Origin of the sequence: Pleomorphomonas carboxyditropha, from assembly GCF_002770725.1 — a bacterium.
Lineage (GTDB): Bacteria > Pseudomonadota > Alphaproteobacteria > Rhizobiales > Pleomorphomonadaceae > Pleomorphomonas > Pleomorphomonas carboxyditropha.
This window is the reverse complement of the sequence record NZ_NQVN01000001.1, coordinates 446,708-470,057: the sequence shown is the minus strand read 5'-3', so window position 1 is coordinate 470,057 and position 23,350 is coordinate 446,708. Positions and strand designations below refer to the sequence as shown.

The 23,350-nt window shown below is 66.7% G+C and carries 23 protein-coding genes; 8 read left to right on the top strand and 15 right to left on the bottom strand.

All coding sequences use genetic code 11. From position 1 onward, the window contains the following. Positions 1–7: 7 nt before the first annotated feature. On the top strand, positions 8–493 hold the full coding sequence (locus tag CJ014_RS02195; protein WP_245427001.1) for an outer membrane protein assembly factor BamE: 486 nt from the start codon (positions 8–10) through the stop codon (positions 491–493). A gap of 52 nt (positions 494–545) precedes the next feature. Here CJ014_RS02195 and rarD read toward each other — a convergent pair whose 3' ends face one another. The 6 genes from rarD to CJ014_RS02165 all read right to left on the bottom strand — a co-directional run bounded on the left by rarD (position 546) and on the right by CJ014_RS02165 (position 7,010). Beyond that, the gene (gene rarD / locus CJ014_RS02190) at positions 546–1,463 is read right to left on the bottom strand and encodes an EamA family transporter RarD (protein WP_245426998.1); all 918 of its coding nucleotides are present in this window, start codon (positions 1,461–1,463) and stop codon (positions 546–548) included. A 113-nt stretch (positions 1,464–1,576) separates the two neighbouring features. Further along, on the bottom strand, positions 1,577–3,712 hold the full coding sequence (locus CJ014_RS02185; RefSeq protein ID WP_100078868.1) for a sodium-translocating pyrophosphatase: 2,136 nt from the start codon (positions 3,710–3,712) through the stop codon (positions 1,577–1,579). 324 nt (positions 3,713–4,036) lie between these two features. Then, positions 4,037–4,618: a YqaA family protein gene (locus CJ014_RS02180; RefSeq protein ID WP_100078867.1), complete on the bottom strand. Its 582-nt coding sequence runs from the start codon at positions 4,616–4,618 to the stop codon at positions 4,037–4,039. 167 nt (positions 4,619–4,785) lie between these two features. After that, on the bottom strand, positions 4,786–5,781 hold the full coding sequence (gene thiL / locus CJ014_RS02175; RefSeq protein ID WP_100078866.1) for a thiamine-phosphate kinase: 996 nt from the start codon (positions 5,779–5,781) through the stop codon (positions 4,786–4,788). A 1-nt stretch (position 5,782) separates the two neighbouring features. After that, on the bottom strand, positions 5,783–6,283 hold the full coding sequence (gene nusB, locus CJ014_RS02170; protein ID WP_100078865.1) for a transcription antitermination factor NusB: 501 nt from the start codon (positions 6,281–6,283) through the stop codon (positions 5,783–5,785). Between the two features lie 214 nt (positions 6,284–6,497). Next, complete coding sequence (locus tag CJ014_RS02165; RefSeq protein WP_100078864.1) at positions 6,498–7,010, bottom strand: ClbS/DfsB family four-helix bundle protein; 513 nt, start codon at positions 7,008–7,010, stop codon at positions 6,498–6,500. A 101-nt stretch (positions 7,011–7,111) separates the two neighbouring features. Between CJ014_RS02165 and CJ014_RS02160 the strand changes: the two genes are divergently transcribed. Beyond that, positions 7,112–7,759, top strand: a complete 648-nt coding sequence (locus CJ014_RS02160; RefSeq protein WP_100078863.1) for a MarC family protein — start codon at positions 7,112–7,114, stop codon at positions 7,757–7,759. Positions 7,760–7,823: 64 nt separating this feature from the next. On the opposite strand, the gene CJ014_RS02155 is transcribed toward CJ014_RS02160, so the two are convergent. Both CJ014_RS02155 and CJ014_RS02150 read right to left on the bottom strand, forming a co-directional pair. Next, the gene (locus CJ014_RS02155; RefSeq protein ID WP_100078862.1) at positions 7,824–8,138 is read right to left on the bottom strand and encodes a hypothetical protein; all 315 of its coding nucleotides are present in this window, start codon (positions 8,136–8,138) and stop codon (positions 7,824–7,826) included. Positions 8,139–8,272: 134 nt separating this feature from the next. Beyond that, complete coding sequence (locus CJ014_RS02150; RefSeq protein WP_100078861.1) at positions 8,273–10,360, bottom strand: molybdopterin-containing oxidoreductase family protein; 2,088 nt, start codon at positions 10,358–10,360, stop codon at positions 8,273–8,275. Between the two features lie 473 nt (positions 10,361–10,833). On the opposite strand from CJ014_RS02150, the gene CJ014_RS02145 reads away from it, so the two are divergent. From CJ014_RS02145 to CJ014_RS02135, 3 genes are all read left to right on the top strand, one after another. Next, positions 10,834–12,843 (top strand): methyl-accepting chemotaxis protein, encoded by a 2,010-nt coding sequence (locus tag CJ014_RS02145; RefSeq protein WP_100078860.1) that lies wholly within the window; start codon positions 10,834–10,836, stop codon positions 12,841–12,843. Between the two features lie 78 nt (positions 12,844–12,921). Then, positions 12,922–13,209 carry a type II toxin-antitoxin system RelE/ParE family toxin gene (locus CJ014_RS02140; RefSeq protein ID WP_100078859.1) on the top strand — a complete coding sequence of 96 codons (288 nt, stop codon included), beginning with the start codon at positions 12,922–12,924 and terminating at the stop codon, positions 13,207–13,209. 2 nt (positions 13,210–13,211) lie between these two features. Continuing rightward, a complete protein-coding gene (locus CJ014_RS02135; protein ID WP_100078858.1) occupies positions 13,212–13,505 on the top strand; it encodes an addiction module antidote protein in 294 nt (97 codons plus the stop codon). Positions 13,506–13,572: 67 nt separating this feature from the next. On the opposite strand, the gene thrS is transcribed toward CJ014_RS02135, so the two are convergent. The 3 genes from thrS to CJ014_RS02120 all read right to left on the bottom strand — a co-directional run bounded on the left by thrS (position 13,573) and on the right by CJ014_RS02120 (position 17,074). Further along, complete coding sequence (gene thrS / locus CJ014_RS02130) at positions 13,573–15,543, bottom strand: threonine--tRNA ligase (RefSeq protein ID WP_100079316.1); 1,971 nt, start codon at positions 15,541–15,543, stop codon at positions 13,573–13,575. Between the two features lie 266 nt (positions 15,544–15,809). Further along, the gene (locus tag CJ014_RS02125) at positions 15,810–16,277 is read right to left on the bottom strand and encodes a threonine/serine exporter family protein (protein ID WP_100078857.1); all 468 of its coding nucleotides are present in this window, start codon (positions 16,275–16,277) and stop codon (positions 15,810–15,812) included. Continuing rightward, positions 16,277–17,074: a threonine/serine exporter family protein gene (locus tag CJ014_RS02120; RefSeq protein WP_100078856.1), complete on the bottom strand. Its 798-nt coding sequence runs from the start codon at positions 17,072–17,074 to the stop codon at positions 16,277–16,279. Before CJ014_RS02120 ends, CJ014_RS02125 begins: the two co-directional genes overlap by 1 nt. A gap of 855 nt (positions 17,075–17,929) precedes the next feature. Between CJ014_RS02120 and CJ014_RS02115 the strand changes: the two genes are divergently transcribed. After that, the gene (locus CJ014_RS02115) at positions 17,930–18,871 is read left to right on the top strand and encodes a 1-phosphofructokinase family hexose kinase (RefSeq protein WP_100078855.1); all 942 of its coding nucleotides are present in this window, start codon (positions 17,930–17,932) and stop codon (positions 18,869–18,871) included. A 256-nt stretch (positions 18,872–19,127) separates the two neighbouring features. On the opposite strand, the gene sufA is transcribed toward CJ014_RS02115, so the two are convergent. Continuing rightward, positions 19,128–19,493: a Fe-S cluster assembly scaffold SufA gene (sufA, locus tag CJ014_RS02110; protein ID WP_100078854.1), complete on the bottom strand. Its 366-nt coding sequence runs from the start codon at positions 19,491–19,493 to the stop codon at positions 19,128–19,130. A gap of 201 nt (positions 19,494–19,694) precedes the next feature. Here sufA and CJ014_RS02105 point away from each other — a divergent pair, with 201 nt between their 5' ends. Both CJ014_RS02105 and CJ014_RS02100 read left to right on the top strand, forming a co-directional pair. Beyond that, positions 19,695–19,991 (top strand): type II toxin-antitoxin system RelE/ParE family toxin, encoded by a 297-nt coding sequence (locus tag CJ014_RS02105; RefSeq protein WP_100078853.1) that lies wholly within the window; start codon positions 19,695–19,697, stop codon positions 19,989–19,991. A 9-nt stretch (positions 19,992–20,000) separates the two neighbouring features. Further along, positions 20,001–20,309: a HigA family addiction module antitoxin gene (locus CJ014_RS02100; protein WP_100078852.1), complete on the top strand. Its 309-nt coding sequence runs from the start codon at positions 20,001–20,003 to the stop codon at positions 20,307–20,309. A 45-nt stretch (positions 20,310–20,354) separates the two neighbouring features. Here the strand turns inward: CJ014_RS02100 and CJ014_RS02095 are convergent, their stop codons facing one another. Genes CJ014_RS02095 through sufD form a run of 3 tightly spaced genes read right to left on the bottom strand, consistent with a single transcriptional unit; the run spans position 20,355 to position 23,342 of the window. Next, on the bottom strand, positions 20,355–20,732 hold the full coding sequence (locus CJ014_RS02095; protein WP_100079315.1) for an SUF system Fe-S cluster assembly protein: 378 nt from the start codon (positions 20,730–20,732) through the stop codon (positions 20,355–20,357). A 5-nt stretch (positions 20,733–20,737) separates the two neighbouring features. Next, complete coding sequence (locus CJ014_RS02090) at positions 20,738–21,973, bottom strand: cysteine desulfurase (protein WP_100078851.1); 1,236 nt, start codon at positions 21,971–21,973, stop codon at positions 20,738–20,740. A gap of 46 nt (positions 21,974–22,019) precedes the next feature. Beyond that, positions 22,020–23,342, bottom strand: coding sequence for a Fe-S cluster assembly protein SufD (gene sufD / locus CJ014_RS02085; RefSeq protein ID WP_245426995.1), 1,323 nt, complete (start codon positions 23,340–23,342; stop codon positions 22,020–22,022). Positions 23,343–23,350 lie beyond the last annotated feature (8 nt).

The window sequence follows — 23,350 nt, the reverse complement described above, 5'->3', positions numbered from 1 at the left end:
GGCTCATGTGAAGTTCAGCCGGAGTGAACGCCCGTCGGGCATGATGTTGGGTCTGAAGGGTGCGGCAGTTGCCCTGCTGACGGTCGTCTCTCTATCGGCCTGCAGCAAGCCGCCGATCCAGCACGGCTATGTGCTTTCCGAAGAAGCGCTGGCGCAGGTGCCGGTCGGCTCGTCGCGCGAGCAGGTGCTCTTGGTGCTCGGCTCGCCGTCGACCACCTCGGTGATGGCCGGCGATACCGCCTTCTATTATATTTCCCAGACCATCGACGAAAACCCGATCATGGGCCGTTCGGTCACCGACCAGCGCGTGCTCGCCGTCTATTTCGACGACGACGGCCTGGTCAAGCAGATCGCCAACTATGGCCTGCAGGACGGCAAGGTGTTCGATTTCATCGAGCGCAAGACCCGCACCGGCGGCGCCGACCTCAACCTCATCAGCCAGATCTTCAAGGGTGTCGGCAACGTCAACCCGCTCGGCAATCTCCAGAACTGAGCGGCCTTGACCGATTGATCGAGGGGCGCGGCATCGGCCGCGCCCTTTTTCGTCACGCCTTGCGGCCGGAGAACATCGTCGCGGTGTAGACGACCAGCGCCGCCCAGATGAACAGGAAGGCGACCAGCTTGCCGGCCGAGAACGGCTCGTGGAACACGAACACGGCGGTGAGGAAGATCATCGTCGGCGCGATATACTGCATCAGGCCGATGGTCGAGTAGCGCAGGAGTCGCGCTCCGAACACGAACAGGATGAGCGGCACCGCCGTGACGAGGCCGGCCGCCGCCAGCAGCAGCGTGTCGGAACCGGTGGCGGCGATGCCGGTGCCGGCAAAATGGCCGCCGCCGGTCGCCGCCAGCCAGCCGATGTAGACGAGCGCCGGCGGCGAGATCAGCACGACTTCCAGAAGGAAGCCTTGCGTCGGTCCGATCGGCAGCGTCTTCTTGAGATAGCCGTAGACGCCGAAGGTCAGCGCCAGCGCCAGCGACACCCACGGCAGGCCGCCGCTTTCCACCGTCATCAGGCCGACGCCGAACACGGCGAGCCCCACGGCGAACATCTGCGCGCGGCTGAGCCGCTCTCCCAGAAAGATGGTGCCGAGGGCGACGTTGACCAGCGGATTGATGAAATAGCCGAGCGCCGATTCGAGCGCCCGGCCCGAGCCGATCGCCCAGACGTAGATCGCCCAGTTCACCGAGATCAGGCTGGCGGTGAGAAAACCCATGACCAGCATGCGCGGCTGCCGGAACACGCCGAGGAAGCTCGAAAAGCCGCCCTGCGCCGCCAGAATCGCCGCTGTGATCGGCACCGACCACAGCACGCGGTGCGCCACCACCTCATAAGGCGAAATGTGGGCGACGGCCTTCATGTAGAAGGGCAGGAACCCCCAGAGAAGATAGGCCAGGAAGGCAAAGGCGAAGCCGCGATAGCGGCCGGACCCGGCCGGCGCTTCGGCTTGAGCGGATGTCATGGTCATGATTCCGGATATTGGTCGGCGGCGCCGAGCGGCGCCACCCGAAACGCCGAAGCGGCGGCCGGTTGCCCGACCGCCGCTCCGTTCAGTCGAAATACTGACGTGGTCTATCAGCTATGGGCGAGAACCGCCAGCAGCAGCAAGGCCACGATGTTGGTGATCTTGATCGCCGGGTTGACGGCCGGGCCGGCGGTGTCCTTGTAGGGATCGCCGACGGTGTCGCCGGTCACCGAGGCCTTGTGGGCGTCGGAACCCTTGAAGTGCTTGACGCCGTCCTTGTCGACGAAGCCGTCCTCGAAGCTCTTCTTGGCGTTGTCCCAGGCGCCGCCGCCCGAGGTCATCGAGATGGCGACGAACAGGCCGTTGACGATCACGCCGAGCAGCGAAGCGCCGAGGGCGGCGAAGGCGTTGGCCTTCGAGCCCGAGGCGGCGAGCACGCCGAAGTAGACGACTAGCGGCGACAGCACCGGCAGCAGCGACGGGATGATCATCTCGCGGATGGCCGCCTTGGTCAGCATGTCGACGGCGCGACCGTAGTCCGGCCGGTCGGTGCCGGCCATGATGCCCGGCTTTTCCTTGAACTGACGACGGACTTCCTCGACCACCGCGCCGGCGGCGCGGCCGACGGCGGTCATGGCGATACCGCCGAACAGGTAGGGGATCAGACCGCCGAACAGCAGGCCGGCCACCACGTAGGGGTTGGACAGCGACAGGTCGATGGGACCAACACCCTGGAAGTAGCTGACGCCGCTCTCGGCGAAATGCTTGATGTCGTTCGTGTAGGCGGCGAACAGCACCAGCGCGCCGAGGCCGGCCGAACCGATGGCATAGCCCTTGGTGACGGCCTTGGTGGTGTTGCCGACGGCGTCGAGCGCATCGGTGGTGTGGCGGACGTCCTTGGGCAGGCCGGCCATCTCGGCGATGCCGCCGGCGTTGTCGGTGACCGGACCGAAGGCGTCGAGCGCCACGATCATGCCGGCGAGGCCGAGCATGGTGGTCACCGCGATGGCCGTGCCGAACAGGCCGCCGAGCTGGTAGGTGGCGATGATGCCGCCGACGATGACCAGCGCCGGAAGAGCCGTCGATTCGAGCGACACGGCGAGACCCTGGATGACGTTGGTGCCGTGGCCGGTGACCGACGCCTGGGCGATCGAGTTGACCGGGCGCTTGCCGGTGCCGGTGTAGTACTCGGTGATCCAGACGATCAGGCCGGTGACCACCAGGCCCAGGATGCCGCAGACGAACAGCTTGGTGCCGGTCAGCGCAATACCGTCGACGACGCCGATCTCGCCCCAGCCGATGGTCAGCGAGGTGGCGCCGCCGAGGCCGACGATCGACAGGATCGAGGTCGCCCACAGGCCCTTGTAGAGGGCGCCCATGATCGAGTTGTTGGCGCCCAGCTTCACGAAGAAGGTGCCGATGATCGAGGTGATGATGCAGGCGCCGCAGATCAGCAGCGGATAGAACATCGCGTCCGCGAGGATCGGCGAGGTCGCAAAGAAGATCGAGGCGAGCACCATGGTGGCGACCACGGTCACCGCGTAGGTCTCGAACAGGTCGGCGGCCATGCCGGCGCAGTCGCCGACGTTGTCGCCGACGTTGTCGGCGATGGTGGCCGGGTTGCGCGGATCGTCTTCCGGAATACCGGCCTCGACCTTGCCGACCAGGTCGGCGCCGACGTCGGCGCCCTTGGTGAAGATGCCGCCGCCGAGACGGGCGAAGATGGAGATCAGCGAGGCGCCGAAGCCGAGGGCGACGAGGGCGTCGATGACCGTGCGGTCGTTGACGGCATAGCCGGCCAGGCCGGTCAGCACCCAGAAGTAGACGGCGACGCCGAGCAGCGCCAGGCCGGCCACCAGGAGGCCGGTGACGGCGCCCGCCTTGAAGGCGATGTTGAGACCGCCGGCCAGCGACTGCATGGCGGCGGCGGCGGTGCGGACGTTGGCACGCACCGACACGTTCATGCCGATGAAGCCGGCGAGGCCCGACAGAACGGCGCCGATCAGGAAGCCGATGGCGACCGGCAGGCCGAGCAGCAGCGCGATCACCACCAGGATGACCACGCCGACGATGCCGATCGTGGTGTACTGGCGCTTGAGGTAGGCCTTGGCACCCTCGGCGACAGCCCCTGAGATTTCCTGCATGCGGGCGCTGCCCGCGTCCGATGCCATGACGGACTTGATCGCCCATACGCCGTAGGCGATGGACAACAGCCCGCAAATGATCGCGATGTAAAGAACGTACATGATCCCTCCGCAGTGCCGGGCACTTATGGGCCCGGCCTTGGCGCCACGAACCGAAGGCGAACGCCCCTTGGAAGCCTTGCGGTTCCCGTGCCCGTTCGCCTTGGGAGCGACCCTCTTGTCTTCCGCCTTGCAGAACGCGCCGGCATGCGGCGTCGATCCCGTTCTGCGGACAGATACGAGGGCGGGATTACCGATATAGTCTCGTTTGGTAACGTCAAGGGCGTGAAAGCCCGAAGCGGACGATTTTATGGATTTGTCCCCATTCGGGGCGAAACCGCGACCATTCCGCCTCGTCCGCCGCCGAAACCGGGCGCGGACGCGCCGTCACACGACGTAGCGCGCCGCCACGAAGCCGCCGACGATGACGATCAGCAGGCCCCACATCACCGCGTCGAGCCGCCGCTCGATGAACTCGCGCACCGGCTCGCCGAACAGGCGCAGCAGGAAGGCGACGAGGAAGAAGCGGACGCCGCGCGTGACGACGCAGAGCAGGACGAACAGCGGGAAGTTGTAGGCGGCAAAGCCCGAGGCGATGGTGACCAGCTTGAAGGGGATCGGCGTCAGCCCCTTGATCAGGATGATCCAGGCGCCGTAGTGGGCATAGGCGGCGCGGAAGTCGTCGAAGCTCTGGCCGTAGCCGTAGACGCGGATCAGCCAGGCGCCGACGCTGTCGAACAGGAACAGGCCGATGGCGTAGCCGAGAATGCCGCCGAGCACCGAGGCGATGGTGCAGATCAGCGCATAGGTGAAGGCCTTGTCGCGGCGCGCCAGCACCATCGGCACCAGCATCACGTCGGGCGGGATGGGGAAGAACGAGCTTTCCGCGAAGGAAACGGCGGCGAGCCACGTGCCGGCCTTGCGGCTGCCGGCCAGCGACATGGTCCAGTCGTAAAGTTTGCGGAACATCGGCCCTCCGGAAAATACAAAAGAAAAGAACGGCTCGGAAAAACGGTCGGCGATTGCCCAAAAAGCGAGCCCGCCGAGGTCTACCGACTCGCCTTTGGCGACGCAAGCAAGACTCCTGCCTTCTCATCCGCTTATTCCGAAACTTTGAAACTTTTCGGACCGAAGCTTCAGAAATGCCGGTAGGAGCCCGACCCGAGATCGGCGAGCGCCGGATGGTTGCCGCGAACCGCGATCCCCTCGCCCGCCCTCGCCCGGCCGATCGGCACGGCGCCGATACCGGCCGCCGCAGCGGCGGCGAGAAAAGCCGCGACCTTCGCCTCCGGAATGGACAGCGCCAGCTCGTAGTCGTCGCCGCCGGTCAGCGCCACGGCGAGGAGACGCGGCTCGGCCGCCACCGCCGCCTGCGCGGCGTCCGACAGCGGCACCCGGTCGGCGTCGATGTCGATGGCCACGCCGGAGGCCGCCGCCATCTTGCCGAGGTCGCCGACGAGACCGTCGGAAATGTCCATGCCGCCGGAGGCGCAGTCGGCGACCGCCGTGGCCAGCGCGCCGCGCGGCCGCGGCAGCAGGTAGCGGTCGAGAAGATGGTCGCGATGGACGTCCGGAAGGCCGAGGCGGCCGGAAAGCGCCGGGTCGAGGCGCAGCGCCAGGCCGAGCGCCGCGTCGCCGATCGTGCCGGTGACGACGATGGTGTCGCCGGCCCGCGCGCCGCCGCGCCGCACCATGCCGCCCTGCTTCACCTCGCCGATCGCCGTCACCGACAGCGTCAGGCCGGCCGGCGAACGCACCGTGTCGCCGCCGTAGAGCGACAGGCCGTAGGCCGCCTGATCGGCGGCCAGGCCGGCGCCCAGCGCGTCGATCTGATCGACGCTGAAGTCCTTCGGCAGGCCGAGGGCCAGGAGATAGCCGACCGGCGTCGCGCCCTTGGCGGCGAGGTCGGAAAGGTTGACGCGCAGCGCCTTCCTGGCCACCGCGTCCCAGGGATCGTCGGCGAAGAAATGCACGCCGCTCACCACCTCGTCCTTGGTCAGCACGAGATCGCGGCCGGGGCGCGGGCGATAGAAGGCGGCGTCGTCGGTCAGCCCGAGGGCGCCGTCGGCCGCCAGCGGCGCGAACACGCGGGCGATCAGCTCGAATTCACCGATGCCGCCCGCCGCCGCCATGTCAGGCCCCCTCTTTCGGGAACTCGTCGGGCCGGGTTTCGTGGGCGATGCGGTCGAGCACGCCGTTGACGAGGCGCGGCTCGTCGTCCTCGAAGAAGGCGCGGGCGACGTCGATATATTCGGAAATGATCACCCGGCCCGGCACGTCGCCGCGCCGCAGCAGCTCGTAGGCGCCGCAGCGCAGGATGGCGCGCAGCGTCGCGTCGACGCGCTTCAGCGGCCAGTCCTCGGCCAGCGCCGTATGCACCATGGGATCGATGGTCCGCTGGTCGGTGACGACGCCGCCGACGATGTCGCGGAACCAGCCGGCGTCGGCCTGCCGATATTCGAAACCGTCGAGCTCCTTGCCGAGCCGGAACGCCTCGAACTCCTGCACCACGTCCAGGAGGTCGCCGCCGCCGATCTCAAGCTGGTAGAGCGCCTGCACGGCGGCGAGGCGGGCGGCGCCGCGCTGGTTGGCCGGGCGCGGCTCGGATCTGGCGCCGGATCGGTCGTCGGTCATGGTCCCAATGTCTCCCAGGCGCCGGATCGACCGGAGCAGCCTCCGGGACCCCGTCCGCGCTGAATCGTCGTTTCAGAACGCCGCCACGCTCCGGATGGAGCGATGCGAGAGGCGCCGCCGCACGGCAGCCGGTCCTGATCATGCTGTGGCGGCGCAAAGACCACGGAACGACCGGTTTGTCCAGCGGAAAACGGCTTCCGCCAAGCCGGCCGGATCAGCGGAGTCCCTTTTCCTTCTTCCAGCGGCGCAGACGCTTGCGGGCGTTGTCGAACGGCGACGAGGTATTGAACTGGATCATCCGGCCGAAGGTATGGCTCTCGTACCAGGGCTTGCCGTAGAGCTCGTCGTTTTCCGTCTCGTCGATGACGGCGAGGATGCGGTCCTTGGCGATGTCGAGGCGGTCGAGCAGCGCCTGGCGGGAGAGGCCGGCATGATCGGCGTAGAACTTCTGCGCCAGGCGGCCGAGCTCGTTCCACTTGTAGCCGGTCTCGGGAAAATCCACCGGCAGGCCCGCTCTCCGGCCCGCGTGCCACTTCAGCACCAGTTCGCACCAGCCGGTGAGATAGGCGACGAGATCGTGCACGCTCATGCGCGTATCCCTGGCATGGCCTTCGAGCGTCGGCTCGCGCCAGAGCGCCTCGGGCACGCTGTCGAGATCGGTACGCAGTTTCATATAGTTGACGCGAATGGCTTTGGCGAGTTCGGTCTTGCTGGCGGGAATGGCCACGTCTTTTCCTCTCGATCGCGGCGGTCGGGCCGTCCGCCCCCTTCCGGCGCCGCCGCTTTTCTGGCAGAGCAACGGACAACTTCCGAAACGGCGGACAGGCCATGCCGATCGACTATATCCTCAATGCCTTCGCGACACTTTTCGTCACCATCGACCCGGTGGGGCTCGCGCCGCTCGTCCTGGCATTGACGGCGGGCGCCCGCCCCGACATGCGCCGCGCCGTGGCCGTGCGCGCCTCGGTCATCGCCTTTCTGGTGCTGATCGCCTTCGCCTTTGTCGGCGCCGGCATCCTCACCTTCCTCGGCATTTCCATGCCGGCCTTCCGCATCGCCGGCGGCCTGCTGCTGTTCTGGATCGCCTTCGAGATGGTGTTCGAGAAGCCGAAGTCGGGCGGCGGCGACAAGGGCGGGCACGCCGACGTCGCCGTCGGTCATCCGCAGCCGATCGGCGAGGACATCCGCCACCTCGCGGTGTTCCCGATCGCCATTCCCTTCCTTGCCGGCCCCGGCGCCATCTCGGCCACCATCCTGTTGGCCACCCAGGCGCACGATGCGCTGACCATGGCGACGCTGGTGCTGATCATCGCCGCCATCATCGCGCTGTCCTTCGCCATCTTCCTCGCCGCCGACCGCATCGATCGCTATCTCGGCGACACCGGCCGCAACGTGCTGACGCGGCTCCTCGGCGTACTGCTCGCCTCGCTGGCCGTGCAGTTCGTCGCCGACGGCGTCAAGGCGATCATGGCGTAAGGACACGCCTTCACCGCCGGGCAAAGACCGGCGGCGGCGATATCTTGCGGATTTAGGAGCGGGATTATTTCCGCGCGAAGGCAGCGGCGACGGCGGCGCGGATCGCCTGGTCCTGCTCGGCGGTGAACTTCGAGCGGGACGGCGCGTCGAAGCTGTTGCCCTCGAACTGCGTCATCGCCACCTGGGAGGCCTTGCGGCAGCGGTCGATCATGGAATTCCGGTCGATGCCCTCGACCCGATATTGCGTGTTGACGCAATAATCGAGGAATTTGCGCGACAGCGTATCGCGGGAAATCGTGTCGGCGCTCGCCGGCAATGCACCCACCACGCCGGCCGCAAGCGCAACGGCGGCAACCACACCGGAAATGACCCGCATCATGGCCTCGTCTTGAAAGAATCGGCAGGCCACGCCGCGCGGCCCCGAAACCGCGGTGTCTTAGGGCAAGGCCGCCGGCTCCCGCAATCGGCATCCGCCGGTGCCCGCCATTTTTCGGCCCAACCCTTGCACATTGGTCACAATTTCCTGAGCCAGACCTTGGTGTCGTGGAAGGCCGCGCCGCCGAACGGCGCGATCTCGTCCGAGCCGGTCAGCATATTGATGCCGACCCCGCCCCCATGCGCCCGGTTGGCCCAGATGCCCTCGGCGACCACCACGCCGGCCTGCAAGCCCTCGAACAGCTCGGCGTTGAGCTCGACGCGGCCGCGATGGTTGCCGATCACCACGGCGTCGCCGTCGGCGATCCCCAGCCGGGCCGCGTCATCGGGCCGCACCTTCAGCGTCGGCCGCCCCTCGCGCCCCGCCGAGGTCGGCGTCTCGCCGAACGACGTGTTGAGGAAGTTGCGCGCCGGGGCGGTGACGAGGCGGAAGGGATGCGTCTTGTCCGCCTGTTCCACCACCGGCCAGTAGTCCGGCAGCGACGGCATGTCCCGCCATGGCCCCATCGGCCCGATGTTGGACGACTTGACGTTGGCCCAGTCCGGCTTGAAGCGGAACTTGCCGTCCGGATAGGCGAAGCCGCTCACGTAATGCGCCGTGTCGAAATCCGGCTGCAGGTCGAGGAAGCGCTTTTCCTCGAGTTCGGCGAGCGTGCCGAGCCCGGAGTACCTGAGCATCCAGTCCACATGTTCGCGCGCCGTCATCCGGAAGCCGGGATGCTCGGCGCCGAGACGCTTCGCCAGCTCGTTGACAACGTAGATATTCTCGCGCGGCCCTTCCGGCGGCTCGGCGAGCTTCGGCCCGAACAGCAGGCTCTGCTGACCGCCGGCCTTGTAGATGTCGTCGTGCTCCAGGAACATGGTGGCCGGCAGCACGATGTCGGCCACCTTCGCCGTGTCGGTCATGAACTGCTCGTGCACGCAGACGAACAGGTCGTCGCGTGAGAAACCGCGCCGCACCTTGTCCTGCTCGGGCGTCACCGTCATCGGGTTGCAGTTCTGGATGATCATCGCCTTGACCGGCGGCCCGCCTTTCAGCGCCGCGGCCTCGCCCACCAGCACCGGCCCGACGCGCGAATGGTCGAGGTGGCGGACACTTTGGTCTTCCACGTCCTCGCCCTCGATCATCGTCTTGTCGAGGCGGAAGATGGCGCCGTTGCTGTGGAAGGCGCCGGCCCCTTCGCGCGGCCAGAGGCCGAGCACGGTGGCGATCGACTGCGCCGCGTGCATCGAGACGACGCCGTTGCGCGACCGCGTGAAGCCGTAGCCGAGGCGGAAATAGCTGCGCGGCGTCGTGCCCACCAGCCTGCCGAACGCCTCGATCTCGGCCACCGAGAGGCCGGTGATCGCCGCCGCCCATTCCGGCGTCCGCGATGCGAGATGCGCCTCGAGCTCGGCCGGCGCATCGGCGTATTTTTCCATGTAGGCGCGGTCGGCATAGCCGTCGCGGAAGGCGATGTGCATGACGGCGCAGGCGAGCGCCGCGTCGGAGCCCGGCCTCAGCACCAGCCCGAGGTCGGCCTGCCGCACCGTCTCGGTCTCGTAGACGTCGACGGCGACGATCTTGGCGCCGCGGCTCTTGCGGGCGCGGATGGCGTGGGTCATCACGTTGACCTGCGTCGTCACCGCGTTGGTGCCCCAGATGACGATACAGTCGGAGATCGCCATCTCGCGCGGGTCCGGTCCGGCGAGAAGGCCGGTGCCGGCGATCCACCCGGTCCAGGCCGGCGTCACGCAGATGGTGTCGTGGCTGCGCGAATATTTCTTGACGTGCCTCAGCCGTTCGAGACTGTCGCGCTGCACCAGGCCCATGGTGCCGGCATACTTGTAGGGCCAGACGCTTTCGGCGCCGAACTGCCGCTCGGCCTCGAGAAAGGCGTCGGCGACCCGGTCGAGCGCCTCCTCCCAGGAAATCTCCTGGAACCGCCCCTCCCCCTTGGCGCCGACGTTGATGAGCGGCTTCATGAGCCGGTCGGGATGATAGAGCCGCTCGGCGTAGCGGCCGACCTTGGCGCAGATGACGCCGGCCGTGTAGCTGTTGTCCGGCGAGCCGCGCAGTCGGCCGATGCTGCCGTCCGGCTTCAGCTCGACGTCGAGCGCGCAGGTCGACGGGCAGTCGTGCGGGCAGGCGGAATGACCAAAGCCGGGGCGGAGCGTGACGTTCATTGCGAAGCGGTCCGGTGAAAACGAACCGCCACGTTACAGGCTGCCGCCGGTGAGGTCGCGCTTTTTTTGAGGCGCTTCCTCAGGCTCTGACCGGCTTCGCCGCAGGTGGATGGGAGGCTAGGCAGAAGGTCGACGCTAACGACACGGCCGCCGGTTCTCAACAGAATAGACGCAAGAATACTTACATGGCCGGACCGCGTATCTTCACGCAAATTGCGCGCATTAATTTTGCCCTTATTTTTGGCATTCGATGCCCGAGATAAAGGCAAAAGCAGCCCGGATTCAACTTCCCCAATCCCTCTCCGCAGGAAATGACAAGAGAAACGGCAGGCGGTTGCCGGATTAATATGCATTTTTCGGCATTTAACCAAGGTTAAACCCCAGCCCGACTCCCTCTCGACTTCTGCGGCCGGATTAGCCCGCCGTTAATCAACCAAAAGTCTACTGGAGCCAAAACAAATAGGGGATTCGGCATGTTGTTTCGTTCAAGGCCGGCTGGCTCGCGTCGCTCTCGTGGCGGGCTTTCCATCCGTCTCAAGGTCGCCTCGCTATCGCTCGTCTGGCTCGCCGGGCTGATCGTCGTCTCCGGTACCGGCGGCTATGCCGTGGTATCCATGCGCTCGCTGGAGGAGACGTCGTCGGCCGCCACCGGCCTGTCGCTGTTGTCCGAGCAGACGCAGAGCCTTGCCAACAAGCTCGCCGCCAAGGAGCGGCTGTTCATGGTCGCCCCGACGCCCGAGCGGGTGGCCGAGATCGACGGCCTGATCGACGAGACGCACGACACCATACGGCGGCTCGGCACGGCGGCCGGCGCCGTCGGCGCCGCGACCGCCGAGGCCGGCCAGCTCGCGGCGCTGCTCGACAAGATCGCCGGACAGTTCGCCGAGGTGAAGGGCGGCCAGGTGAAGCTCGGCTTCGCCGACGAAGACGGCATTCGCGGCGACATGGAAACCGCCTTCCAGGCGCTGCGCACCGACGTCAACAAGGCATCGAAGAGCGGCCAGAACCCCGACACCGTGCGCGTCATCCAAGCTTTCGCCCAGCTCAACCAGGCGCGCGCCGAATTCATGCTGCGCCATGACGGGCCGAGCTCGGGCGCCTTCGATGCCGCCGCCGGCCGCTTCACCCGCGAGCTCGACAAGACCCCGCTCGCTCCGGAGGTCAAGGACGCGCTCAAGGCACGGCTCGCCGCCTATTCCACGGCGTTCACCTCCTATGTCGAGCTCTATACGTCCTGGGTGAAGGTGGCCGACCAGACCTCGCTGTCCTTCGATCTGGCCGAGCCGCTGACCAGCGCCATCAAGCGCGCCGCCGGCGACCTCAACCGGTCGACCGCCGAGGCCTTCACCAAGGGCACCGAATTCGTGCTGCGCCTGATCTTCGTCGTCGTGCCGCTGACCCTGCTGGCCGGCGGCCTGATCAGTTGGCAGATCAGCCGCTCGATCACCAGCCCGCTCGGCCGCATCCGCGCCACCATGGACGTCCTGTCGCGCGGCGAGGCGGCGACCGTCGCCGATACCGACCGCGCCGACGAGATCGGCGCCATGGCCCGCACGCTGGCCGTCTTCCAGGCCAACCAGGCCGAGAAGGCCCGCCTGGAAAGCGAGCAGCGCAGCGACGCCGAGGCGCGGTTCCAGCGCCAGCAGACCTTCGAGGCGGCGGTGCGCGACTTCCGCTCGGTGGCCGGCGAGCTGACCCGCGCCGTCACCGACACCATGGCCGGCATGCAGAGCGCCGCCGACGAGTTGCTCGACGAGGCCGGCCGCACCCGGACGCAGGCCGAGAGCGCCTCGGCCGCCTCGCAGGGCGCCTCGGAAAAGGTCACCGTCGTCGCCGGCGCCGCCGAGGAACTGGCGTCGTCGATCAGCGAGGTGGTGAGCCACGTCAGCCGCACCACCACCGTCATCGGCAGCGCCACCGAGGGCGCCCGCCGCACCAACGACCAAGTGGCCGGCCTCGCCGATGCCGCCAGCCGTGTCGGTCAGGTGGTGACGCTGATCCGCTCGATCGCCGAGCAGACCAATCTCTTGGCGCTCAATGCCACCATCGAGGCGGCGCGGGCCGGCGAGGCCGGCAAGGGATTTGCCGTCGTCGCCGCCGAGGTGAAGGGCCTCTCCGACCAGACCTCGCGCGCCACCGAGCAGATCGCCAGCCAGATATCCGAGATGCAGGCCTCGACCGCGGAAGCCGTGGAATCGATCCGCGCCATCGCCGCCACCATGGAGGAGGTGAACCGCGCGACGCTCGGCATCGCCTCGGCCGTCGAGCAGCAGGAGGCCTCCACCAACGAGATCAGCCGCAACGTCAGCGACGCCTCCGGCAACACGGTCACCGTGTCCGAGAGCGTCGGCCATGTGGTCGAAGCGATCGGCAAGACCTCCGACACCGCCCGCCACGTCGAGACGGCCGCCGCTTTGGTGCTCAGCCAGACCCGCGATCTCGAAGCGGCGATCGACGGCTTCCTGCAGCGGGTTGCGGTGTAAACCTAGCCGGTGGAGCTTGTGCCGGGCTGATCGAAGGACTGGCTTGCCGATATCCCTGATGTAATTTATAAGTTACAAATGGTCGAAGTTCGCCAGACGCTGGAGTTCCGTGACTGGCTCGCCTCTCTCAGGGACCGGCGAGCACGGGAGCGGATCGCTCAGCGCCTTGTGCGTCTTCAGGCGGGATTGTTCGGCGACGCCAAATTCTTCGAGGGTCTCGGAGAGCTTCGGGTCGATTACGGCCCCGGATATCGCGTTTACTTCGTGCGACGCGGGAACGTTCTGATCATCCTGCTCTGCGGTGGCGACAAGCGAACCCAGCCAGCGGATATCGCTCGCGCCAAACTGATGGCTTCGGAGGTATAGCGATGGTACGTGAAACCGTTCCTTTCGACGCGGCCGACCATCTTGGCTCGGAGACCGCGCAGATCGAGCTTCTCGTCGACGCCTTCGACAGCGGCGAGCCCGCCTACGTGGCGGAGGCGCTCGGCGTCGTGGCGCGGGCACGCGGCATGACTGAAGTGGCCCGCGAAGCCGGCATCACCCGCGAGGCGCTCTATCGCGCCCTCAGCGACAAGGGTGATCCGCGATTGTCGACGCTGCTGGGCGTCGCGAAGGCGCTCGGCCTCCGGCTGACAGTGGCTCCAAAGGATGCCGCCTGAGCCGCCTACATGACAAAGGCCCGGATCGCTCCGGGCCTTCTGAATTTCCGGCAAGACAGGATGTCGCCTACGCCTCGAGAAGCGCCCGCTTGACGTCCGGCGGCACGATCTCCGCCTTGACCATGGACAGCGCCTCGTCGAGCGGCATCGACTTCGGATGCTGCGAGCCGAGCGTGCGGACGTTGACCGACTTCTCCTCCGCCTCCTTGCGGCCGCAGACGAAGATCAGCGGGATCTTGCTGAGCGAATGCTCGCGGACCTTGTAGTTGATCTTCTCGTTGCGGAGGTCGATGTCGACGCGCACGCCGGCCTTCAAGAGCTTCTGGTAGACCTCCTGCGCGTAGCCATCGGCCTCGGAGGTGATGGTGGTGACCATCACCTGCGCCGGCGCGAACCACAGCGGGAAGTGACCGGCGAAGTTCTCGATCAGGATGCCGAGGAAGCGTTCCATCGAGCCGCAGATGGCGCGGTGGATCATCACCGGCGTCTTCTTGCCGCCGTCGGCGTCGACGTAGAAGGCGCCGAAGCGGTCCGGCAGGTTGAAGTCGACCTGCGTGGTGCCGCACTGCCACTCGCGGCCGATGGCGTCGCGTAGCGTGTACTCGAACTTCGGGCCGTAGAAGGCGCCCTCGCCCGGGTTGATGCCGGTCTTGATGCGGCCGTTCGACCGCTCGGCGATCTCGCCGAGCACGCGGGTCATCACCTCCTCGGCGTGATCCCAGAGATCGTCCGAGCCGACGCGCTTCTCCGGCCGGGTCGACAGCTTCACCATGATCTCGTTGAAGCCGAAGTCCTCGTAAACCGACAGAATCAGGTCGTTGATCTTGTGGCACTCGGCGGCTATGTCGGCCTCGGTGCAGAAGATATGCGCGTCGTCCTGCGTGAAGCCGCGCACCCGCATCAGCCCGTGCATGGCACCCGACGGCTCGTAGCGGTGCACGGCGCCGAACTCGGCGAGGCGCATCGGCAGGTCGCGGTAGCTCTTGAGGCCGTGCTTGAAGATCTGCACGTGGCCGGGGCAGTTCATCGGCTTCAGCGCGAAGATGCGCTTGTCCTCGGCCTCGTCGCCGGCCGACTGCACGGCGAACATGTTCTCCCTGTAAGAGCTCCAGTGGCCGGAGGTCTCCCACAGCACCTTGTCGAGCACCTGCGGCGCGTTGACCTCCTGGTAGTCGCCCTTCAGCCGCCGCCGCATGTAGGCGGTCAGCTCCTGGAACATCGCCCAGCCCTTCTGGTGCCAGAAGATGACGCCCGGTCCCTCTTCCTGGAAGTGGAACAGGTCCATTTCGCGGCCGAGGCGGCGGTGGTCGCGCTTTTCGGCCTCCTCCAGCATGGTGAGGTAGGCCTTGAGGTCTTCCTCGGTGTGCCAGGCGGTGGCGTAGATGCGGGTCAGCATTTCGCGGTCGGAATCGCCGCGCCAATAGGCGCCGGCCACCTTCATCAGCTTGAAGGCGTTGCCGATCTTGCCGGTGGAGGTCATGTGCGGGCCGCGGCAGAGGTCCATCCAGCCGCCCTGGGCATACATCTTGATGTTCTGGTCGGCCGGAATGGCGTCGACCAGCTCGACCTTGAACGCCTCGCCCTTCTTGGCGAACCAGTCCTTGGCCTCGTCGCGGCTCCACACTTCCTTGGTGAACGGCTTGTCGCGGGCGATGATCTCCCGCATCTTCGCCTCGATCTTCGGCAGGTCGTCGGTGGTGAACGGCCCTTCCGGACGGTAGAAGTCGTAGTAGAAGCCGTTCTCGATCACCGGCCCGATGGTCACCTGCGTGCCGGGAAACAGCTCCTGCACCGCCTCGGCCATCACATGCGCCGCGTCGTGGCGGATCAGCTCGAGGGCGCGCGGGTCGTCGCGCGTCACGATCTCGAGCCGGGCGTCGGTGACGATGGGATCGTTGAGGTCGGAGAGCACGCCGTCGAGCGCCATGGCGACGGCCTTCTTCGATAGCGATTTGGAAATCTGGGCGGCGATCTCGGCGCCGGTGGTCCCCGGAGCATATTCGCGCAGCGAACCATCGGGGAAAGTCACGTGGATCATCATCGGTCCTCTCTCGCTCACTCCCGCAGACAACGCGGGTAAGCGGCTTGCTTGAATGCGAAAGGCTTTACCTGCTCGGAGGGCCGTTTGTCCAGTGTGCGCCAACACAGAAGATACCGTCAGAGGCCTTTCTGAAATTCGCTCCGGGGAGTCGGCTGGCACGGTTTTCGAGAACCGGAGCGGGAGCGGACGTTGAAGTCCGTGAGCACCGGAAGCGGAGAAAACCGGGTCAGACGGCCGCCGGAGTAGAATTTCGGAAAGGTCTCCTAGAAATCCTGGTTCTTGAGAAGTTGCGCCGGAATGAGCAGGCCGGCGCCGATCGCCCCGAGGGTAAAGATCACCCGCAGCAACGACTGGACGGCGACAATCAGCGTCGCCTCGGCGTCGACGAGGTTGGGCGCGGTGACCGACAGGAAGCCCAGGAGCGCCTGCCCGAAGAAGGCGCCCGGCACCATCGGGATGCAGCCGGCAAGCGCCACGGCGTTGCAGGCCGGGCCGAGCTGCCTGCGGAGCAGCGACACCGAGCAGCTCGTAACGATGGCGGCCGCGAACGAGGCGCCTTCGAGGCTCCAGGCGAGATCCTGGCCGACGGTGCGCACCGCCAGCGCCAGCGCGCCGGCCGCCGCGCACCAGGGCAGCGCCCGGAAGCCGAAGTTGAACAGCACGCCGAAGCCGGCGGCGGCGAGCGCCCCGAACAGCGCCTGATGCAGGAGGTGCGGCAGGAGTTCCAGCATCAGAGCGACCTCAAACCGAGCAGGGCTTCCGCGAACCAGACGCCGACGGAGGCGAACACCATGATCATCAGCACCCAGACGGCCCTGGCGCTGCCCATGGTGGGATAGCCGTCCATGATGTCGGTCTGGGCGTTGGTGGAGGGAACGCCGGGCACCAGCAGCAGGATCGACGCCATCATGGCAAGGCTGACCGTACCGCTTTTCAGGAGGATCGAGCCGATGCCGCCCAGCGTCGCCGCCAGGAAGGCGATGAGACCGGCGACGATGAATATGTTGACGCCGTGGTGCAGCAACTGGTGGCGCACGTACTGCCCCACCGTTCCCGCCACCAGAACCGCGGCGAAGGCCGGCCAGTCGATGCCGAGCAGCCGGCCGAACGACGCGCAGGCGATGCCGACGGCCACCGCCACCACCCAGGCCGGATGGCGCGGCGTTTCCCGGACCAGGCGGCCGATCTCGGCGTCCACCTCGTCGACGCTCATGCCGCCCTGCGACACGCGCACCGCAAGGCGCCGGACCGCCTGGTCGAGGCGGTGATTCACCCCGAGCCGGCCGACCTGCATCATGCGGGTGATGGTATTGCCGCCGGCGTGGACGGTGATCTCCAGCGACGCGTAGCCCGAGCGCATGCCGACGTCCTCGACGCCGAAGCCGCGGGCGATCATGCCGACGCCGGCATGGACCACGGACACCGATGCGCCGCTCTCCATCATGATCCGGCCGGCCCGAAGAGCCATGTTGGCGATCCGCTCGAGCTCCCGATGGCGAACGATGACCGGGTCTTGCTGCTGTTCCATGGCGCCCCGTCGGCTGATGAATTCGCGTCCCGGATTTGTCGGCGGAACCGGGCCGATTCCGCATGGCTCGAATAGGCCTCAAGTGAGATATCAGGGCCCCGGCGGCCCGGGCAAGCGGCCCGCCGGGGCGGGCCTGCTTTTTCTTGAGCCAGCGATGCCGAAAAGCGCGCCAGTCCCCGGCCGGCAAACCGAGGCGGCCGGGAACCGGCAACGCCAACGGAAGGCCTTGATTCCCGTGGTTTCTCGCCGGCGGCGATCCGCCTCGACGGGTGCGTCCAACGGTTCCAATGGCTGAACGCCGTTGCCGCTAACGTTCGATTGACCTTTCGTAGTGCCGCGGTGCTTGCACAAAAGGCTTAGCTGTGCCAAGACCTATGATGAAAGGTCTTGCTTGAAACGGAACGTTTTCAGCAAGCCGTTTCCAAGGCGACCGCGGGGCGCGGGGGGAAGACAGCGCGCCATGCAAAGCCGGGAGCTGGGAGTTTGAGGCTGGACCTGGTCATGCTTCGGGAGCGACGTCTCCGGTGGGCAAAACCAGGGCGAGATAGGCGGGGACCAGATCCAGAGCTGAGATGCAGCCAGCGTTTAAATAACTTCTGGTTGTGTATATTTTTGCGTCAAAAGAGTGTTCGTAGGGATAAGTACACTACACCGCAGTGTAGTTGATCTACGACATGGCTTTTGTAGCGAAAGCGCGCTAAACCGACAACCAGTCCAAAAGGCGTAGTGGGCCAGCCCGCCGTGCCGACAGGACCGGAAAAAGACGCCGATCACGGCGCATAGTCCGGTGGAAAGCGGGAAGCGTCTGGAACTGGGCCGTTACGAAACAACGAACGGGCGATGAAATAGCGACCAATGAAACCGATCGTCACGCTCACACTCAATCCATCCATCGACGACACGGCCGAGGCCGAGGTCGTCCGGCACACCCATAAGATTCGCATCACCAACGAACAGCACGATCCGGGCGGCGGCGGCATCAACGTCACGCGCGTGATCCAGGAACTCGGCGGCAGCTCCATCGCCCTCTACATGTCGGGCGGCACCACCGGCCAGATGTTCGACGAGCTGTTGGCCGCGCACAACATTCCGCGCCGCCGCATTCCCATCGCCCAGAGCACCCGCGTCGCCCATCTCGTCTACGAGCGGTCGACCGGCCTCGAGTATCGCTTCATTCCGGAGGGTCCGGAGGTCAGCGAGATCGAGTGGAAGCGCTGTCTCTACGCGCTCAAGGACATCGAGTGGGATTGGTGCGTCGGCTCGGGCTCGCTGCCGCGCGGCATGCCGGAGAACTTCTACGTCCAGCTCGCCGACCTCGTGCTGGAGCGTGGCAGCAACCTGGTGCTCGACACCTCCGGCAAGCCGCTTGACCTGGCGCTCGAGCGCGGCGGCATCACCCTGTTCAAGCCGTCCGAAAGCGAATTCGCCAAGCTGGTCGGCCGGCCGCTGCCGACCGTCGACGACATGGTTCCCGCCGCCAAGGAGCTGATCGCCTCCGGCAAGGTGAAGATGATCGCCATCACCATGGGCGGCGACGGCGCGTTGCTGGTCACCGCCGACAACCATCTCTTCCTGAAGGCGCCCGACGTCGAGGTGAAGAGCGCTTCCGGCGCCGGCGACAGCTTCGTCGGCGGCATGGTCTACGGCCTCGCCTCCGGCCTCGTTCCGGAAGACGCCTTCCGTCTCGGCGTCGCCTCCGGCACCGCTTCGGTGATGATGCCGGGCACCCAGCTCTGCCAGAAGGCCGACGTCGACCGCATCCTCGAGGAAATCGGCGCCTACCAGCACAACTGGTAAATCGCGGGCAAATGCAAATGCGAAGGGGAGCGGGACAAGCGTCTCGCTCCCCTTTCGTTTTCAGGCAATTGCGGAAGATTTACCCCTCTCTCCAACTCTCCCCCACAAGGGGGGAGAGGGCACGGCTTGGTTCTTTTCAGAACCTATCGGCCTGAAAGTTTGCCTCATTCGGCTCGACGAACCCTCTCCCCCCTTGTGGGGGAGAGTTGGAGAGAGGGGTAATCTCCGGCCAAAACCGAAAAGGCGACTTGCGCCCTTACGCCTCCACCCGCTCGGCCGGCTTCAGGCTGACGCTCTCGCCGCAACCGCAGGCGCCGACCTGGTTGGGATTGCGGAAGACGAAGCCGGTGCGGAGTGGCGTCTGCTCGAAATCCATCTCGGTGCCGAGCAGGAACAGCACCGCCTTGGCCTCGACGAACACCGTGGCGCCATGCGCCTCGACGCGTTCGTCGCCCGGCAGCGCCTCGCGGGCAAGGTCGAGCGTATAGGACATGCCGGCGCAGCCGCCGTTCTTGATTCCCAGGCGGACGCCCAAGGCATCCTCGGCGTTGTCGACGATCTCGCGCACGCGGGTCGCGGCGGATTCGGTCAGCGTCATGACGGCGAACTTGGCGAGAGCCATGTCAAAGTCTCCAGACCCGCCCCGGTTCAAGGCCGGAGCGATCGGATTGAAAATAGGGTGCAAACGCACCGCCGACAAGCGCCTTGCCGCATGGCCGCCCTGCCGGAACGCGGGACAGCGGGAATAGCGGGCTTGGGAAGAAGACCCTTGTTGAGTGAGCTATAGTCCGGTACACTCACTCATATCAGTCGGAGGCGAGGCATGATCGTCGGATTCAGGGACGAATGGTTGCGGGCCTTCTTCGTAGACGACATGCGCTCCCGCAACGTCCCGGCCGATCTGGAAAACCGTCTGTTCCGTCGCCTCCAGATGATCGACGATTCAACGACGGATCAGGACTTGCGCGTGCCGCCGAGCAATCATTTCGAGAAATTGCGCGGTGCGCTCGATGGCTACCATTCGGTTCGCGTCAACAAGCAATGGCGTTTGGTTTTTCGCTGGGACGGCAGCCGAGGCGAAGCGTCGGATATTTATCTCGATGATCACAGCTACCGGTGAGGTGACAGAATGCTGACGACGACACGCAAGCCGGCCACGGTTGGAGAGATTCTGACGGAAGAGTTCATGCTGCCCATGGGACTGACGCAGGGCGCCCTCGCCGAGGCGATGGGCGTCCAGCGCAAGCATGTCAACGAACTGTGCAACGGCCGGCGTAACGTGACGGCGGCGACGGCTCTCATTCTGGCCCGCGTGTTCGGCAACAGCCCCGAGTTCTGGCTGAACGTGCAGCGCCGCAACGACCTTTGGCAGATCATGAACACGCCGGAGGAACGCGCCCGCGTCGAACGTGCCAAGCCTCTGTCGACGGCGGCGTAAGGAACGGAGAGGGTCGAAGCGCTTGCCGGCGCCGGACCGCCCCCCTCAATACCAGTCGGTGGCGATCTGCGCCTCTTCGCTCATCCGGTCGGGCGTCCAGGGCGGATCGAACACCATGTTGACCTTGACGCCGTAGACGCCGGGCACCACGCCGACGGCGTTCTCCACCCAGCCCGGCATCTCGCCGGCCACCGGGCAGCCCGGCGCGGTCAGCGTCATGTCGATGGTGACCAGGCGGTCGTCGTCGATGTCGATGCGGTAGACGAGGCCGAGCTCGTAGATGTCGGCCGGGATCTCCGGATCGTAGACGGTCTTCAGCGCCGCGATGATGTCGTCGGTGATGCGTTCGAGCTCCGCCGGCGGGATGGCCGAGCCGGCGATGGTCTCGGGCAGATTGGGGGACGGATCGGCTTGGTCGGTCATCTCGGTCATCCGAACAGGGCCTCGGCCTTCCTGAGGGCCGTGACCAGCGCGTCCACTTCGGCGCGCGTGTTGTAGAGGGCAAAGGAGGCGCGGCAGGTCGAGGTCACGCCGAAGCGGGTGAGCAGCGGCATGGCGCAGTGGGTGCCGGCGCGCACGGCGACGCCCGAACGGTCGATGACGGTGGCGACGTCATGGGCGTGCGCCCCGTCCATCGAGAAGGCGACGATGGCGCCCTTCTCCATGGTTGTGCCGTAGATGCGGATGGAATTCATCTCGCCGAGCCGCTGCATGGCGTAGTCGCGGAGATCGGTCTCGTGGGCGAGGATGGCCTCGCGGCCGAGGCTTTCCATGTAGCGCAGCGCGGCGCCGAGACCGATCGCCTGCACGATCGCCGGCGTGCCCGCCTCGAAGCGATGCGGCGGCGCGTTGTAGGTCACGCCCTCGGTGGTCACCGTCTCGATCATCTCGCCGCCGCCCTGCCAGGGCGGCATGGCCTCGAGCAGATGCCGCTTGCCGTAGAGCACGCCGATGCCGGTGGGGCCGTAGACCTTGTGGCCGGTCAGCACGTAGAAATCGGCATCCAGCGCCTGAACGTCGACCGGCAGGTGCACCGCGCCCTGGCTGCCGTCGACCAGCACCACCGCGCCATGGGCATGGGCGATGCGCGTCACCTCGGCGATCGGCACGATGGTGCCGGTGACGTTGGACATCTGGGTGATGGCGACGATCTTGGTGCGCGGCGTGAACAGCCTCTCGAACGCCTCAAGGTCGAAGCCGCCGTCGTCGTGGACCGGCGCCCACTTGATGACCACGCCCTTCTTCTCGCGGTGGAAGTTCCACGGCACGATGTTGGAGTGGTGCTCCAGGATGGAGAGGATGACCTCGTCGCCCTCGCCCAGCACCAGGCCGCCGTAGCTCGCCGCCACCAGGTTGATCGCCTCGGTCGACGAGCGGGTGAACACCACCTGCTCGATCGACGGCGCGTTCAGGAAGGCGCGCACCGCCTCGCGGGCGTCCTCATAGGCCTCGGTCGCCGCGTTCGACAGGTAATGCAGGCCGCGGTGAACGTTGGCATATTCGTGGGTATAGGCATGGCGCATGCGGTCGAGCACGGCCAGCGGCTTCTGCGCCGAGGCGCCGTTGTCGAGATAGACCAGCGGCTTGCCATAGACCTGTTCGGCGAGGATCGGGAAATCCCTGCGCACGGCCTCGACGTCATAGGACGGAACGGACATCGTCATTTGTCTCTTGTCTGAGCCGCCCGGCACGCCGGGCGGCCATGCCGGCTCACGCCGCTCTAGCCTTCAGCCAGCCCTCGACCCGGTGGATGAGAGCGTCGTGAACCGCCTGATTCTGGATCTCGTCGATCGCCTCGCCGAGGAAGGCGAGAATCAGCATGCTCTCGGCCTCGACCTTGGAAATGCCGCGCGACAGGAGATAGAACAGCAGATCGTCGTCGATGGCGCCGCAGGTGGCGCCGTGGCCGCACTGGACGTCGTCGGCAAAGATCTCCAGCTCCGGCTTGGCGTCGGCCTCGGCTTCCTCGGACAGCAGCAGCGAGGCCGTCATCATCCGCGCATCGGTCTTCTGGGCGTGGGCCGGCACAGCGATGCGGCCGGCGAACACCGAGCGGGCCTCGCCGTCGATGACCGCCTTGTAGAGCTCGCGGCTCTGGCAGTTCTCGGCGCCATGGACCAGCGACAGCGTGGTGTCGGCGTGGCGGCGGCCGCTGAGCATGGTGATGCCGCGAAAACCGGCCTCCGCGTCGCGGCCGGCGAACTCGGCGAAGATCTGCGCCCGGGCGAGGCCGGCGCCGAGCGCCGCGTTGAAGGTGTCGAAATTCGCCTCGCGGTCGATCCTGGCCACCAGCGTGGTCAGGCTGACCGCTTCGTCCGGCTCGAGCTGCAGGCGGATGTGGTCGACCTTGGCCCCCTCGCCCACCTCGATCATCGTCAGGACGTTGGACTGGTGCGCCACGGTATCGAGCGATTCGATGGTCTCGATCAGCGTCAGCCGGGCGCCCTTGCCGACGGTGACGAGATGACGCACGGCCGTCGATGCGGCGGGCTCGCCCTCGGCGATGTGCACCAGCTCCACCGGCCGGGCAACCTCCGCGCCCTCGGCGACCGTGATCACCAGGCCGTCGGTCATGAAGGCGGTGTTGAGCGCCACGGCCGTGTTGGCGGCAATGCCGTCATCGAGCTTCAGCGCCGCGAGCACCACGGCGTCGCCGGCCTCCAGCGCCGTGGCCAGCGAGAAGACGGACAGGCCGGGCTCGAGGTCCTTGAGGTCGGACAGTTCCGGCCGGTAGCGGCCGTTGGCGATCACCAGACGGCGCGCCTTGTCGCCCTCCACCGCCGGAGCGGCGATCAGGATGCGCGCGACGTCGGCCGCGCCGGCGGCGGGCGGGAAGGTCTTCAGCCGGGCGCGCAGGTCGGTGTATTTCCAGTCCTCGACGCGGCGGTGCGGCAGGCCTGTTCTGTCGACGCCGCCAAAGGCGGCATCGCGGATGGCGATGACGTCGGCCGTTCCGGGCAGCGACGTCCTCTCGGCCGGGTAGCGGGCGGCAAGCGCCTGTTCGGCCGGCGTGCGGACGGGGGTGGCAACCATGATCATCC